The 14015-nt window shown below is 57.1% G+C and carries 11 protein-coding genes; 7 read left to right on the plus strand and 4 right to left on the minus strand.

Annotated features, from left to right (window positions below; all coding sequences use genetic code 11):
- Nucleotides 1-50: 50 nt before the first annotated feature.
- The 5 genes from ACQCLF_RS05755 to ACQCLF_RS05775 all read left to right on the plus strand — a co-directional run bounded on the left by ACQCLF_RS05755 (nucleotide 51) and on the right by ACQCLF_RS05775 (nucleotide 6733).
- Complete coding sequence (locus ACQCLF_RS05755) at nucleotides 51-2534, plus strand: ThuA domain-containing protein (protein ID WP_426985351.1); 2484 nt, start codon at nucleotides 51-53, stop codon at nucleotides 2532-2534.
- A 36-nt stretch (nucleotides 2535-2570) separates the two neighbouring features.
- Nucleotides 2571-3293, plus strand: a complete 723-nt coding sequence (locus tag ACQCLF_RS05760) for a spermidine synthase (RefSeq protein WP_426985352.1) — start codon at nucleotides 2571-2573, stop codon at nucleotides 3291-3293.
- A gap of 114 nt (nucleotides 3294-3407) precedes the next feature.
- Entirely contained in the window at nucleotides 3408-5129 is a 1722-nt protein-coding gene (locus ACQCLF_RS05765) for a glycoside hydrolase family 43 protein (protein ID WP_426985353.1), read from the plus strand.
- A gap of 135 nt (nucleotides 5130-5264) precedes the next feature.
- Nucleotides 5265-6449, plus strand: a complete 1185-nt coding sequence (locus tag ACQCLF_RS05770; protein ID WP_426985354.1) for a WD40/YVTN/BNR-like repeat-containing protein — start codon at nucleotides 5265-5267, stop codon at nucleotides 6447-6449.
- Nucleotides 6450-6454: 5 nt separating this feature from the next.
- The gene (locus ACQCLF_RS05775) at nucleotides 6455-6733 is read left to right on the plus strand and encodes a MoaD/ThiS family protein (RefSeq protein WP_426985355.1); all 279 of its coding nucleotides are present in this window, start codon (nucleotides 6455-6457) and stop codon (nucleotides 6731-6733) included.
- Here the strand turns inward: ACQCLF_RS05775 and ACQCLF_RS05780 are convergent.
- From ACQCLF_RS05780 to ACQCLF_RS05795, 4 genes are all read right to left on the minus strand, one after another.
- A complete protein-coding gene (locus ACQCLF_RS05780) occupies nucleotides 6720-7664 on the minus strand; it encodes an alpha/beta hydrolase (RefSeq protein ID WP_426985356.1) in 945 nt (314 codons plus the stop codon). The two genes, ACQCLF_RS05775 and ACQCLF_RS05780, sit on opposite strands and share 14 nt — an antisense overlap.
- A gap of 171 nt (nucleotides 7665-7835) precedes the next feature.
- Nucleotides 7836-9134, minus strand: coding sequence for a type II toxin-antitoxin system HipA family toxin (locus ACQCLF_RS05785; RefSeq protein WP_426985357.1), 1299 nt, complete (start codon nucleotides 9132-9134; stop codon nucleotides 7836-7838).
- Entirely contained in the window at nucleotides 9128-9499 is a 372-nt protein-coding gene (locus ACQCLF_RS05790) for a helix-turn-helix transcriptional regulator (protein ID WP_426985358.1), read from the minus strand. Before ACQCLF_RS05790 ends, ACQCLF_RS05785 begins: the two co-directional genes overlap by 7 nt.
- A gap of 222 nt (nucleotides 9500-9721) precedes the next feature.
- Entirely contained in the window at nucleotides 9722-11845 is a 2124-nt protein-coding gene (locus ACQCLF_RS05795; RefSeq protein ID WP_426985359.1) for a hypothetical protein, read from the minus strand.
- Between the two features lie 282 nt (nucleotides 11846-12127).
- Between ACQCLF_RS05795 and ACQCLF_RS05800 the strand changes: the two genes are divergently transcribed.
- Nucleotides 12128-13327: a lytic murein transglycosylase gene (locus ACQCLF_RS05800; protein WP_426985360.1), complete on the plus strand. Its 1200-nt coding sequence runs from the start codon at nucleotides 12128-12130 to the stop codon at nucleotides 13325-13327.
- A gap of 354 nt (nucleotides 13328-13681) precedes the next feature.
- Nucleotides 13682-13969, plus strand: coding sequence for a hypothetical protein (locus ACQCLF_RS05805; RefSeq protein ID WP_426985361.1), 288 nt, complete (start codon nucleotides 13682-13684; stop codon nucleotides 13967-13969).
- Nucleotides 13970-14015 lie beyond the last annotated feature (46 nt).

Here is a 14015-nt window from a genome sequence, read left to right on the forward strand (position 1 = left end):
CCCCATAAACAAGCGAGTAATAACACCCCATAGGCAATGTGATATTCCCCATGACTGTGAATACCCCTCGTATTTTCGCTGTTTTCGCCCTCGTACTCTTGGGCGCCTTTACCGCTGCTTGCTCTGAATCCGACCGAGAGGCGAAACAGCCCTCCACCGCTGAGCAGGGCGCTACTCTGAACTCTGTGCTGATCTTCTCCAAAACCACCGGATGGCGGCATGATTCAATTCCGGCGGGCATCGAGGCTGTGACGGAACTGGTGGAAGAGAAAGGTCTGACGCCGGTGGCGACGGAAGATGCCAGTGTGTTCACTGACGAGGAATTGCAGAAGATGGCCGCGGTGGTGTTTGTAAACACCACCGGGGATATCCTCAATGGGCAGCAGCAGCTGGCGTTTGAGCGCTATATCCAGGCGGGCGGCGGTTTTGTGGGCATTCACTCCGCCACGGATACAGAGCACGGAGGCGACTGGCACTGGTTCCAGCGCCTGGTGGGCGCGGCTTTTGAGTCCCATCCGGGTGACCCTTCGAATGTGCAGGGGGCCACGCTCAACGTGGTTAACCCGAACCACCCCGCGACTGAGGCACTGCCGGAGCAGTTTCGGCTGGCCGACGAATGGTATGACTTCAAGCTGCTCTCAGACCGGCGCCATGACCTGCTGACCGTTGACGAACGCAGCTACCAGGGCGGCCAGCATGGTGCCTACCACCCTATTGCCTGGTATCACGAGTTTGATGGTGGCCGGGTGTTCTATACGGGCCTTGGCCACACCAGCGAGATGTTCAGCAACACTCTGTTTTTGCAGCATCTGGACGGTGGGCTTGAATATGCGTTGGGTGAGCGTCAGGCACTGGATTACACCCAGGCGAAGCCCGATCCGCGCCGCTTCCAGCGTCATGTTCTGGTGGATGACCTGAACGAGCCGATAAGTTTCGACGTGACCAGCGATTACAGCGCGGCCATGATTGCCCAGCGCGAGGGCACGCTGTTCTGGCTGGATGTGGCCACTCAGGAAACGTCTGTCATGGCCGAGTTTGATGTCTTTGCGCCGGAGAAGCGCATCGAGTTTGGTCTGATTGCGGTGGCTTTCGACCCCAATTTCGCGGACAACCAGATCATCTACGCCATGTACAACCTCCCGGACGAGAGCGGTGAGCACGATTTGTTGCAGCGTCTGGCGCAGTTTACGGTGAGCGGCAAAACCCTCGATATGGACTCCGAGCAGGTGTTGATGGACATTCCCAACGATAACACCTGTTGCCACACCGGCGGCAATCTGGAGTTTGACCGTCACGGCAATATGTTTGTCGCATTGGGGGATAACACCAACCCCTTTGAGTCCAACGATTCCGGCCCGATGAACAACACCGCCGAAGGCAAGCACAGCGACGCCCTGCGCAGCGCGGGCAACACCCAGGACCTGCGCGGCAAGATCCTGCGCATCCACCCGGATAAAGACGGCGGCTACACCATTCCCGAGGGCAACCTGTTCACCTCGGCCGAAGAAGGTCGCCCGGAAATCTATGTCATGGGCACCCGCAACCCTTACACCATCGCCGTGGACGACAAAACCGATACCCTGTACTACGGCGATATCGGCCCCGATGCCAAAGAAGAGACCGACGACTTCGGCCCGCGCGGTTACGATGAAATCAACAAGGTGACCGAAGCCGGTAACTTCGGCTGGCCCACCATGGTGGGCAACAATATCCCCTATCGCATGTACGACTATGAGGCCGGCACCAGCGGCGAACTGTTCAACCCCCTGGCACCGGAGAATTTCTCACCGCGCAATACGGGGCTGAAAGTGCTCCCTCCGGCCCAACCGGCGCTGATCTGGTACCCCTACAACAGCTCCGAACGCTTTCCTGAGCTGGGCCAGGGCGGGCGCAATGCGTTGGTAGCGGGTGTGTATCCGGAATCTGGCGACCTGGCCTACCCTGAGTACTATCAGGGCAAGCTGATTATCGGCGACTTCATGCGCAGCTGGATCAAAGTCGTCACGCTGGATGAGTACGACAATGTGGTCAAGATCGAAGACCTCGCTCCCACCGTGGACTTCGCTGGCCCGCTCGACTTGAAGATTACCGACGACGGTCGCCTGTGGGTGCTTGAGTACGGCTCCCAGTGGTGGGCCGCCAGCAAAGCGGCCAAACTGAGTGTGGTGGAATACGACGCGAACGCCGACCTGTCAGAGCTGCAAGAAGAAGACACCGCTGTTGCCGCTGCCGCTGAAGGACTGGGCCATGAAGCCCAGATGGAAATCGCCGAGGGTAAAACACTCGCCAAGGACAGCAGCTGCTTAGCCTGCCATCAGGAGCGCGACGTCTCCGTGGGGCCAAGCTTCCTGCAAATCAGCCAGAAATACGGCGAGCTGGACGACCCCAAAGGCTACATTACCAACACCATTGCCAACGGCAGCACCGGCAAATGGGGCGAGCACACCATGCCCGCTCATGGTTTCCTGGACGACGATACCCGGGCGAAGCTGTCCGCCTATATCCTGTCCATCACCCCGGAAGGCGAGGAATAAAGGCCCGCCGACCAACATCGCCGGAAACCAATCGTTATGGCCTTCATGTTCGAGGAAATTGACAGCCAGGCATCCCCGCTGGGCGAGATATCCCTCCGCCGCCGTCGCATGCCGGCGTTCGGCGACAGGGATATTTACGAAGTCAAACTGGGCGAGGAGTTTCTGATGTCCAGCATGTTTGTCGAGGCCGAAGAAGCCTTGGCGACGCTGGGGCTGGCGGCCACTCAGAGCGATCCGCTCCGCGTGGTCGTCGGCGGGCTCGGTCTGGGTTATACCGCTGTGGCCGCACTTAACGACGCACGAGTATCGGAGTTGTTAGTGGTCGAAGCGCTGGAAACCGTCATCGGCTGGCACAAGGACGAAAAAGTACCGCTCGGGAAAACGCTCAATGCGGATGCGCGCCACCGTTATGTGTTGGGCAGCTTCTTTGATTTGGCCACGAACCCCGACGCCGGTTTTGACCCGGACAGTCCCACCCGGCGGTTTGATGCAATCCTTCTGGATATCGACCACTCCCCGACCGAGTACCTGAACGCCAGCAATGCCGGTTTTTATACCACGGAGAACCTGACGCTGATGGCGGAGAAGCTGACACCCAAGGGGGTGTTTGCCATGTGGTCCCAGAATCTCCCGGACGAAGGCTTCGAGGCTTTACTGAACACCGTGTTCAAACACGTCGAGTCGCATGTGGTTTCATTCTATAACCCATTTCAACATGGCGAATCGACAAACTCGGTGTATGTGTGCGTGAAGAGTTAGCGTATTTGTACGCGACGGCAATAAGCATTATAGTTACACTTACCATAAGATATTGTCATAATATATTAGAATCGTCTTAGCACACGATTTCAGAACCTCCCGAGGATTGACCCCATGAAAAAAATGATGAGCATGCCGCTTATGGCACTGGTCGCCCTGCTGGCCGGCTGTGATTCGACCAACGATAACACCCGTGAATCCCAGGCATCGTCGGCCCAGGAAGCCACTTCATCCAACGAGAACGCCCCGGCTTCGGCCCGGTTCACGAAGTTTGACTACCAGGGGCAATCCCAGGAGCAGGTCACCCTTGGCGAGAACGAGTTTCGCAACCCTATTATTTCCGGCTATGCGCCAGACCCCACCGTGACGCGCGTGGGTGACGACTATTACGTAGTCACCTCTTCGTTTACCCACTTCCCCGGGCTACCGATTTATCACTCCAAAGACCTGGTGAACTGGACCCAAGTAGCTACCGCGATTGACCGGCCAGACCAGTTCGACTTTTTCGGTCTTGAGGTCTCTCGCGGGATTTTCGCACCGGATATCTCTTTCCACGAAGGCACGTATTATCTGGCCTCTACTTGCGTCGACTGCGGCGGCAATTTTGTGATGACCGCCGACCACCCCGAAGGCCCCTGGTCGGACCCCCACTGGCTGGGTTTTGAGGGCATTGACCCCTCCATCCACTGGGATGACAGCGGCAAGGCCTATATCCTCAATAACGGCGCGCCCAACGAGGAGCCACGGTATGACGGTCACCGGGCGATCTGGATACAGGAGTTCGACTGGCAAAACCTGACCATGACCGGCGAACGCAAGCAATTGATCAACGGTGGCGTGGATATTTCCGAAGAGCCGGTATGGATTGAGGGGCCGCACATTATCCAGCGCAATGGCTATTACTACATCACAGCCGCCGAGGGCGGCACCAGTGTGCACCACTCCCAGACGATTTTCCGTGCAGACGATGTCTGGGGCCCCTATAAGCCGGCCGATCATAACCCGATCCTGACCCAACGCGATCTGGCGTTCGAGCGTGAATATCCCATTATCGCCGCCGGACACGCCAAATTTGTACAGATTCCCAATGGGGACTGGTGGGCCACTTTCCTGGCGATCCGCCCCTATGATAACGACATGTTCAATATTGGCCGGGAGACGTTCCTGCTGCCGGTTCGCTGGGAGGACAACTGGCCCTATATCCTGCCCCAGGGCGAGCGCATTCCGTTTGCGCTGGAAAAGCCGAAGCTACCGGAGCAGAACGAAGCGACACCACCGAACGCTGGCGATTTTGGCTACACCGACGAGTTTGACGGTGACGAGCTGGCCTTGGGCTGGATGGGTATTCGCGCCCCGGAAACGGCCTTCTACGACGTCAATAACGGTGCGCTGACTCTGAGCTGCCAGGGCGGACTGGGCAATCTCGACGCGGTGCCCGCTTTCCTGGGCAAGCGCCAGCAGCACCATGTTGCCACGGCGTCCACCACCGTCTCATTCGATCCCGCCACCGCCGATGAAATGGCCGGTATTGCCGCGGTTCAAAATGACGAGCATTTCATTTTCCTGGGCATCACTGAGCACGAGGGAGAACCTCAGGTAGCGCTTTACCGGCACCAGGGCTCTGGTGAGAATACGCTGGTCAAGGCCGAACCGCTGACCAGCACGGAAGACGTTACTCTGTCTTTGGAGTTCAACGCGGGGACGATGAACGCCCACTACGAGGTCGGCGGCGAACGCCACACTCTGGCCGAGAACGTGGATGCGACCAACCTCAGCACCAACGTGGCCGGAGGGTTCGTCGGCACCTTGATCGGACCTTACTGCACTACTCTATAACCCGCCTCACCCTTTTGGTTCCGCTTCCTGTTGCCGGGAGCGGAACCTCTCAATAAATTACGCCTGCCCGCCCGCTTCTTGTCTATATTGACTATTGCCACTCGACCAGCTTTGGGATCTGATGAGGGCAATTTTATGACTGACACTCTGCTTCTGGGCACCCGCAAGGGCACCGTTATTATTGATCGACACGCCTCCGGCTGGCGGGCTCGCCCGATTCTTCATCCCGGCATGCCCGTCTGCTATGCCACACGAGACCCGCGCGACGGAACGCTGTGGGCCTCGCTGGACCATGGCCACTGGGGCCCCAAACTGTCACGCTCGCGGGATGGAGGCGAGAGCTGGGACGATATTTCATCTTTGAAGTACCCGGAGGGCGCACGCCACATCGCCCAGGTTCTGCCGACGCCGGATTTCGACCCCGAGGCGCCGCTCGGCCAACCCGACTATGCGGACGCCACGGTGTACAAAATCTGGCACCTGGCTTTTGGCGGCCCGAAGCAGGCCGGGCGAATGTATGCCGGAACTATTCCCGGCGGACTGTTTATCAGCGATGACGGCGGCGATACCTGGACGCTCAATCGGCCACTTTGGAACCATGAAAGTCGCGGCGGTAATCTGTTCTCCGGCGAAGCCACTCATGAAAACCACTGGGGTGGTACGCCAGCAAGTATCGACTATGGGGTATTTGAGCCTGGCATCCATTCCATTATGGTGGACCCGCTTGATCCCGATCACCTTTATGTGGCCGTCTCCTCGGCGGGAGTGCTGGAAAGCACCGACGGTGGCCAGACCTGGGCCGGACGCAATCGCGGCATGCTGATGGATTACCTGCCCAATCCCGAAGCCGAGTGGGGGCACGACCCGCACTTTGTGGCGCAGTGCCCCGGGCAGCCAGATCATCTATGGCAACAAAATCACTGCGGTGTGTTTTATAGCGACGATGGTGCCAGACAATGGAAAAAGGTCAGCCAGCCGGAACTCGGTGTGCACTTTGGCTTCCCGATAGCCGTGGATGAGCAGGACGGGCGCACGGCCTGGGTGGTGCCGGGGCGCAGCGATGCCCAACGCATGACGCTCGACGGCAGCCTGTTTGTTGCCCGCACGGAGGATGGCGGCCAATCCTGGCAAGCGCTGCGCAACGGGCTGCCGCAGGAAAATGCCCACGACATCGTGCTGCGCCACGCTCTGGACGCTTCGGGTGACTGCCTGTGCTTTGGCAGCACCACCGGTAACGTCTACCTGTCGGAAGATCGCGGCAACCACTGGCAGAGTCTGGGTCACCACTTTCCGCCGGTTTACTCGGTGCGTTTCGGTTAACGCCTATGCCAGCCATAAAGATGACCTCGCACCTTTACCGGTTCTTCCCTCACCTGAAGGGCCGAACCCTCACGGCACCGCCAGGCTCCGTCGCCGAGGTACTGCATACCCTCAACGAGGTGGCGCCCGGCTTTACCGATTATGTGCTGGATGACCGAGGCGCGGTACGACGACATGTAAAACTGAGTATTAACAACACCGTCGTACTTGACCGAAAGGCGCTCACAGATCGTGTCGGTGAAAACGACACGCTGTTTATTTTTCAGGCACTTAGTGGTGGTTAGGCAGGAATCCGTTGACATCCAGCCAGTGTATAAAGGCGTCAAACCACTTATTACTGGTGCGGTCGGGGTTCCCTAAACCAAAGCCGTGACCGCCGTTTTGGTAAAGGTGAAATTCCACCGGCACATCGGCTTCGTACCAGGACTGAATCAAACCGAACTGACCGTTAAACAGGAAGTCATCCGAGGCGATGGCCGCGAACATGGGCGGCGCGTCTTCGGGCACATCAACCGCGTTCATACCCCCGTAAATCGGGCCGATAAACGCCAGGTCCACTTTCTTAGATTCCAGCGTGGTCGCCATGGTCAGGCCCGCCCCGGCCGAGAAACCGATCATCCCGATTCTATCGGTATTGACGCCCCACTCGTCTGCCCGCTCCAGGATCATCGCGTAGGCCGCTTCAACATCTTCGAGCTGGTCTGAAAGATCCCAGCGAGGGCGCTCGGGGGCAGACTCCGAATCGCTTTCCTCCGACGACTCGCCCGCTTCCTCGAAGCGGCGATTCATTTGTTTTTCAAATGCTTCCAGAGACGGCTCTGTCGGCTGAAGGCGGTATTTCAATACAAAAGCGTTGATGCCCTGCTCGGCGAGCGCCTCAGCCACTTCCCAGCCTTCATTGCCCATCGACAGCCACATAAAACCACCGCCTGGGGCAACAATCACGGTTGTGCCATTGGCTTTCTCAGGGTCCGCCAGTACCGGTGTCAGCGTTGCTTTTGAAATATTGCGCGCCATGGGATCGCCCCATTGACGGAACCAGCTCTCCGACGCCGTCTGCCCCTCCACGCCGCCGGTTTCCAGCGGAATAGCCCGAGGTTCATCGGGTGCGTCTATCGGATACATTTTGCCATCCTGCGCCCATACCAGGGTGCTGAACGTCATCAATAAAGCCATCAGGCTCCGACAGAAGAAAAAAGTCTGTTTCTTGTTCATCACGTGTCTTCCTGTATTTATTGGTTGGTTGGAGTGCAACGGACAGAAGCGTTATGGTTATGTTAACCATATGCAATTATCATAATATATTGCAATGGCCTGCGTCGACCCATTCAGGAAAAGAACGCTGATCAGGAAAAGAGTGCTCGTTCAGGTGGTGCGCTTATCGTTTTACGAAAACAGGCGGAGGTTGCTTTGAATTTCTTTTGCCAGTGAAGCAGGCACCTGGGCTTGCTCGGCATATTTGGGCCAGCGCGCCACGATATCACTGATTTCTTCAATCACCCGCCGGGCTTCGGTCTTGAACTCTCCGATCTGACCCGCCACGGCCAGCAAGTCATCCACGGTAAACTGCTCGCGCTTGCCGTTCAGGGACAGCTGGTGACTGTTCACCCAGGGGGAACCCGGTTTATAGCTGTACGCGACATCGAAGGCGGGAGCCAGTCTCCAACGGGCGGCCGGCCCATCGAGCAGGAAGCCAAAGTTCTTGGTGTGATCGTCGTGGTTGCGGGCCATGACGTTGAACACCATTCGCCGGTAGAGCTGAATCGCTTCGGTGCGGCTCAGACGCAGGCGTCGAGCCGTTGTGAACAGTTCTTCATAGCTGTAATGACCGGGCTTTTTATAATCGGCATGATCGATTGCACACAGGGACTGATAGTGGAGCTTGTCGTTGCCATCCCGATCAAACCGCCGCGTCAGAAAGTGGGCCCTGTTACCCTCTTCAAGCAGTTCACAGGGTTCCATGGTGATGCCGGCATCGGTCGCCATCAGGGAGTAAGCGTATTCCATTCGTCCAAAACCCTGGGGATCACCAAACGTCTCTTGATCGGTGCGGTGTTCCATCACGCCGTCAAACTTCAGCAGATAGTGGGTGAAACCTTTCGGGGCGTCCACCTGGCCGGAACGGATTCGGGTGCGATCCTCGTTAATCGCCACGATGGCTTTGGGCCGCGCGCCCCCAGCGGAAGTACCGACTTGCAGGATACTTTTCAAAGCGCTTGCTTCGCTGAGCTTTACACCGAGCTTCGCCCGCTGGTCGAGAATGTCCTGCGCGACCTGTAATAGGGAGTCCAGTTGAATATCCTCGCCGCGGTCATCCGACAGGCGTTTCGCCGGGTGGTACTCCAGCGCCCCCATGCCACGGGAGCCGGTATAGAGCAACCGATCCAGCGTTCCAAAGTCTTCCCTGGGGATACCCTGGCGCTCAAGCCACGCATTAATCACCGCATTTCCAAAGTCATCCGGCAGCGTATCGGCAAAAGCGCCGGGCAGGCCTCGAAAAGTCTCTGGATTCAGGCCGGGAAACTGAAAAATGCCGGGCCTGGCCGGTAGCCTCAACGGTGAAATTTCAATGCCGCGAGCCAGCCATTGAGGGTCGTACTCAAACGCGATACTGGCGTCCGGCTGTTGAGCTAGCGCGCCGACCGTATGCCCCCAAAGGGTTACCCTCGCCACCGTGGCTACCATTTCAGATCATCCTCTGGCCGGAGTGAATCCGTGGAGCGCGTTGAGGCTTTGGGTTTGCGCACGCGCTTACGCTTCGATGGCTTTTTTTGTTCGCTCGCCAATTGCTTCAGGGGGCTCAGGGTGGCACCTTGCGGCAACCACTGTTCCAGAAGATCCAGACGATCCAGTTGGCGAAGCACAGCCACTACCGTGGAAAGCTTGCCGGAACCCGAGCTTTCCAGGCGACTGATTCGTCCCCGATCCATACCAATAGCGTCGGCCAGCTCGTCCTGGGTCAGCTCGGCGTTAATACGAACCTGAGCCAAGCGCTGGCCCAGCTCTTTCGCAATCGCCTCATCGGTCATGGCGTTTCGAATTTTGGGCATACCCGAACCCCGAATAATGATGCACTAATAAACCATTAAATCTTAATATAGGTATAAAAACCCAATATTACAACAATAAAAACATCCATCAGATAATTTAAAATAGCAAAAACGCAGCATTATATTTAAAAATTGATTTAGTGATGCAAAAAAGCACCATTAATAAAAAAGCCGCCCAGAAGGCGGCTTTTCAAAACGCTCAGCATCCTTGCCGACACTCTATTACTGGCGCTGATAGCGCACCAGATTAACGTGCTCGTCCTCAACCGAAGAGCAAAAAAAGCCTTCATCGTCCACGGCCAACACCTCACAGGATACTCCCGGCACATCCGCCACGGTCTCCCACTCCTCCTCACAGGACGAGCGGAACTCTTGCGACCCCGGGGTCTGCACCATCAGGCTGCCGGTCAGACTCCATTCAAATTCACTGCGGAAGGTATCGCACTGCGGCGCACTTTCATCCGGCCCGACGAAGCCACCATTGAAACCACCCGTGCCATCTTCCTCCAGGGTTTCCGTACCAAACTCGTTCCAATTGCACGAGTATGGATCAAGCTGGCTCAATGCATAAGTGCCAGACAGCTCGCTCATTGAGGCAGGCCCTACTGTGGTGATTTCAAAGCCAAGCTGGCCATTCCAGCCGCGCTGAGTAAACTGCTCCTGATACGTGGCCGAGAACGGCATTTTAGTCAGTGAAAGCAAGGCATCGTATACCCGGCCACACTCACCCATACCGGCAGCGGAATGGCTCAACGCTGGCTCAATAATGTCAAACAGCTCGCGCGGCTGCTTCAGGTTTAACGCCAGTGCCGACACACCCGTAGCTTCTAGCGGCTCACTGCTCATGTCTTCCGCCACTTCACGCGCGGCCTCACCACGATAAACCACCAGGTGCTTGCCTTTTATGGCCACAAAATTACCACCGAGCCCCATTGGATCAGGGATTTCCACCGCCGTACCATCGGAGGGAATCTGCAGCCCACTCACACCCGGCATATACGCCGAGGCCATGGACGCCAAAGCGGCCGGATTTTCGGAGCTGAGGGTGATGAGGGCAGAGCCGTCCAGTCCCAGCGGGGTGGTATCGCTTTGCTCAATATTGAACAACGCCACACCGACGCCGCGCACCGAATCAAACATGGCAGTTCCCATGCCCAGCATGGCAGGGTTAGTCATCTGGACGCTGCGCTGCATTTCTTGCAACTGCGGACAGCTGAACGTTGCCGTAGTGAACTGATTCCAGAATTCCGTCAACACCGGCACCAACTGGCTGACGTTAACGCCCAGGGCAAACGCGCCGAGCTTGTCTTCTGTGGTACGAGCGTAGGCCGGGATATGGCCGTGAAGTTTTGGTAACGCCGCCACCACGCTCTGGTTTTTAATTTCCCACAGGAAGCTCATTGCCTGCTCCACGTCGTCACCGCTGACGGAAAGACTGTCGGAGCCAAAGGTCAGGCGCGGGACATTGCCGGCCAGCGCCAGGTAATCATCACGGCAAGCTGCATCCATTTCGCGGTCAAGGGATTCCCGCAATTTCGGAAACCACTCGCGCAATTCACGTCCGGTGCTGCTCTGTTCCGGCAACAGCATGGCACGGGTCAGCTGCTCTATATCGAGAAAGCCCATAGCCTGATCGGCAGCGGCGTAATCCTCGCGCAACTGTTCGATAATATCGCTTCCCGCCAGACTTTCCGACACGGGTTGACGGGCAAAGCGAACCATTCGTGCTTCATCATTTTCTCCGTCTTTCAGCAGCGACAGAGTCCAACTGTTTTCAGCAATCGCAAAACCCAGAGCAATGCCTTCGTCTTCGCTCAGCTCCACCTGGTACAACGAGGCGCTACCCAATGTGCTCTCTTCCAGAGTGACACCCGTGGCTTCTTGAGCTTCCTGAAGGACGGCGTGCAGAGCCTCCGCATTGGTCAGGCTGCCGCGTAATACGGGTGCGGCGCCACTAACGTACAAGCCAAACGGTGCTTCCAGATCAATGCCGTAGCGAGTCTTCAGGCCTTCATAGCCGCCAGAGGCCGCCGTCTTGAGGTAATCATCCAACAGCCAGAGCAGCGCGTAAGCGGGAGAGTCATCATCCATCCCCTCCAGCAACTCAAACACCGGCCTCAGCTCTTCCGGATTCGTGTTGCGCAGAGTCTTGTCATACGCTTCCAGATATTCGGCGTCCGTTTGCCCCACAATCACAAACGGGGAATCCGCGGGAATATACCCCAGAAAATCATCCAGGCCACTGCCCGTATTTTTCTGGCTGTTGAAAACACCGGCGGCAATCGCTACCACCACGGCGCCGACCACTAGCAGTAGCGCTATTGTGATTTTTGCAGTTTTCTGCATAACGGGAGATTTCCTTAAGTTGAAACGTTCAGCGTGTCCTGAGAGACATGACCTGCCCTGAAAGACATAACATAAAGAGGTACGCGAATCAGCGCGACGCATATTTTGCCAGAAGGCTCACGCTCACGCCATGACAGAGTTCACGTCGCCTGAATGATCTAATGAGTGCGGTCGCACAGTTGATTTCTCTCACTGCCTTGTGATTTATTGGTACGACGTCAACCATTTGTCCCCGAGCTGGTCTCGGGGCAAGACTATCGTAGCCTGTCTACCGGAGCGTGTATGAAGTGGGGTATTGTGGGATGGGCGGGTGCGCTCATATTGAGTTCGGCCAATGCGGCACAAGCCATGACCGATGAGGCATTTTCGCAGTGCCGTGAACGCTTCGCGCAACAGGCTGAGCAGGAAGATCTCACCTCCGAGTCCGTGCGCAATGCACTGGCGGGATTGCAATGGTCAGAGCGCGTCATTGAACTCGACCGGCGCCAACCGGAATTCACCACCCCTTTCTCAGACTACCTGGGCCGCCGGGTCACCGACCAGCGAGTAGAGGACGGGCGTCGCCTGTTGCGGGAAAATCGCGACCTGTTGCGTAAAGTAGAGCGCCAATACGGCGTACCCGCCCCTTATCTGGTGGCTTTTTGGGGCCTGGAAACAAACTTCGGCCGCTTTTTCGGAAAGATGTCCGTGCTGGACTCACTGGCTACGCTCGCCTGTGACGAGCGCCGGAGCACATACTTCACCCGAGAGCTAATGGCGGCACTGAAAATCATTGAGGAAGGCGCCATCAACCCTCCGCAAATGGAAGGCTCCTGGGCCGGAGCCATGGGTCACGTTCAATTCATGCCGTCGGTTTTCCTGCGCTACGCGGTGGACTATGACGAAGACGGCAAACGCGATTTATGGAACAGCCTGCCGGACGCCATGGCATCGGCGGCCAATTTCCTGAACCATCTTGGGTGGGACGATGAGTATCGCTGGGGTCGCGAAGTCACCCTTCCGGAAAACTTTCCCTATCTTGAGGCCGGATTGAAGAATCGTAAAACGCTGGCCGAGTGGCAGCGCCAGGGCGTGCGCCAAACCAGTGGGGCCGCTCTGCCCGATGCCGATATTGAGGCCGCATTGCTCATTCCTTCAGGCCATCGTGGACCCGCCTTTCTGGTGTATAGCAATTTCCGCGTGATTATGGGTTGGAACCAGTCCGAGTACTATGCGGTGGCAGTCGGTCACCTGGCTGACCGTATTGCCGGTGCCGGTCAATTGCATCAAGCCCCTCCGGCGGACAGCCCACGCTTGAACCGCGAGCAGGTGATGGCTCTGCAAGAGGCGCTGAATGATAAAGGACATGATGCCGGGAAAGTGGATGGCATCTGGGGTCCCGGCACTCGCGCCGCGCTCAGCCGTTTTCAGGATGCACAAGACATGGTCGCCGATGGCTTCCCGGACCCGAAAGTCCTGTCCGCCCTGGGCATTACTCTATAGGGACCACACTGATTTGGCGAGGCGGGATCGCGTGCTCAACACACGTAATCCCACCTCTGCTGGAGCGCCATGTTTTCGACGAAAACCCTCCAACCGCCCTACCCCAAGGCACGATCGCCAGAATGCCGTGACAGGCGTGCGCATTGACAGGATTTTGATAACTTTTCCCTGGCATATTCCACTATTCCATAACTAAAAGTTCCTTTTAGAACCTTTTCTAATAGTAAGGCTTGTGGGAAAATGCGCCGCGTGATCAGGATATTGCGAAGTCGGTCACAGATCAGTCTGTCAGTGAACGGTTCCAGGGTGGGTGACGCCACTGGGCCGACGATGTCAATGAATAGGTATTTGACCATGAAGAAGTTGTTGTTTGCAGCTGCCTGCACGGCGGTCCTTAGCTCTCCAGTGTTAGCTTGCACCGCTCCCGGTAAGGCGCCCGAGATCCCCGATCCGGCCACGGCCGTTACGGCTCAAATGGTAAAATCCAATAACGAAGTGAAAGAATACGTTCGCGCCCAGGAAGAGTACATTGCGTGCTCCGGCCTGGGAAGTCGCGAAAAACGCCAAGCGTTGGAAAGCTTGCAAGAGTACGCGGACCGGTTCAACCAAGCCGTTCGTGCATTCAAACTGGCGTCGAACTAAGTTCGGACCCAGCGTTTGATTCGGGGTTCACTGCCCCACCGCTTTT

It is taken from the genome of Marinimicrobium sp. ARAG 43.8, assembly GCF_050113635.1.
Taxonomy (GTDB): domain Bacteria; phylum Pseudomonadota; class Gammaproteobacteria; order Pseudomonadales; family Cellvibrionaceae; genus Marinimicrobium.

Excerpts from the sequence above, each read along its gene's own strand:
- ACQCLF_RS05780 (WP_426985356.1), bottom strand. The coding sequence starts at position 7,664 with ATGAACAAGAAACAGACTTTTTTCTTCTGTCGGAGCCTGATGGCTTTA.
- ACQCLF_RS05760 (WP_426985352.1), top strand. The coding sequence starts at position 2,571 with ATGGCCTTCATGTTCGAGGAAATTGACAGCCAGGCATCCCCGCTGGGC.
- ACQCLF_RS05775 (WP_426985355.1), top strand. The coding sequence starts at position 6,455 with ATGCCAGCCATAAAGATGACCTCGCACCTTTACCGGTTCTTCCCTCAC.
- ACQCLF_RS05770 (WP_426985354.1), top strand. The coding sequence starts at position 5,265 with ATGACTGACACTCTGCTTCTGGGCACCCGCAAGGGCACCGTTATTATT.
- ACQCLF_RS05755 (WP_426985351.1), top strand. The coding sequence starts at position 51 with ATGACTGTGAATACCCCTCGTATTTTCGCTGTTTTCGCCCTCGTACTC.
- ACQCLF_RS05790 (WP_426985358.1), bottom strand. The coding sequence starts at position 9,499 with ATGCCCAAAATTCGAAACGCCATGACCGATGAGGCGATTGCGAAAGAG.
- ACQCLF_RS05785 (WP_426985357.1), bottom strand. The coding sequence starts at position 9,134 with ATGGTAGCCACGGTGGCGAGGGTAACCCTTTGGGGGCATACGGTCGGC.
- ACQCLF_RS05765 (WP_426985353.1), top strand. The coding sequence starts at position 3,408 with ATGAAAAAAATGATGAGCATGCCGCTTATGGCACTGGTCGCCCTGCTG.
- ACQCLF_RS05805 (WP_426985361.1), top strand. The coding sequence starts at position 13,682 with ATGAAGAAGTTGTTGTTTGCAGCTGCCTGCACGGCGGTCCTTAGCTCT.
- ACQCLF_RS05800 (WP_426985360.1), top strand. The coding sequence starts at position 12,128 with ATGAAGTGGGGTATTGTGGGATGGGCGGGTGCGCTCATATTGAGTTCG.
- ACQCLF_RS05795 (WP_426985359.1), bottom strand. The coding sequence starts at position 11,845 with ATGCAGAAAACTGCAAAAATCACAATAGCGCTACTGCTAGTGGTCGGC.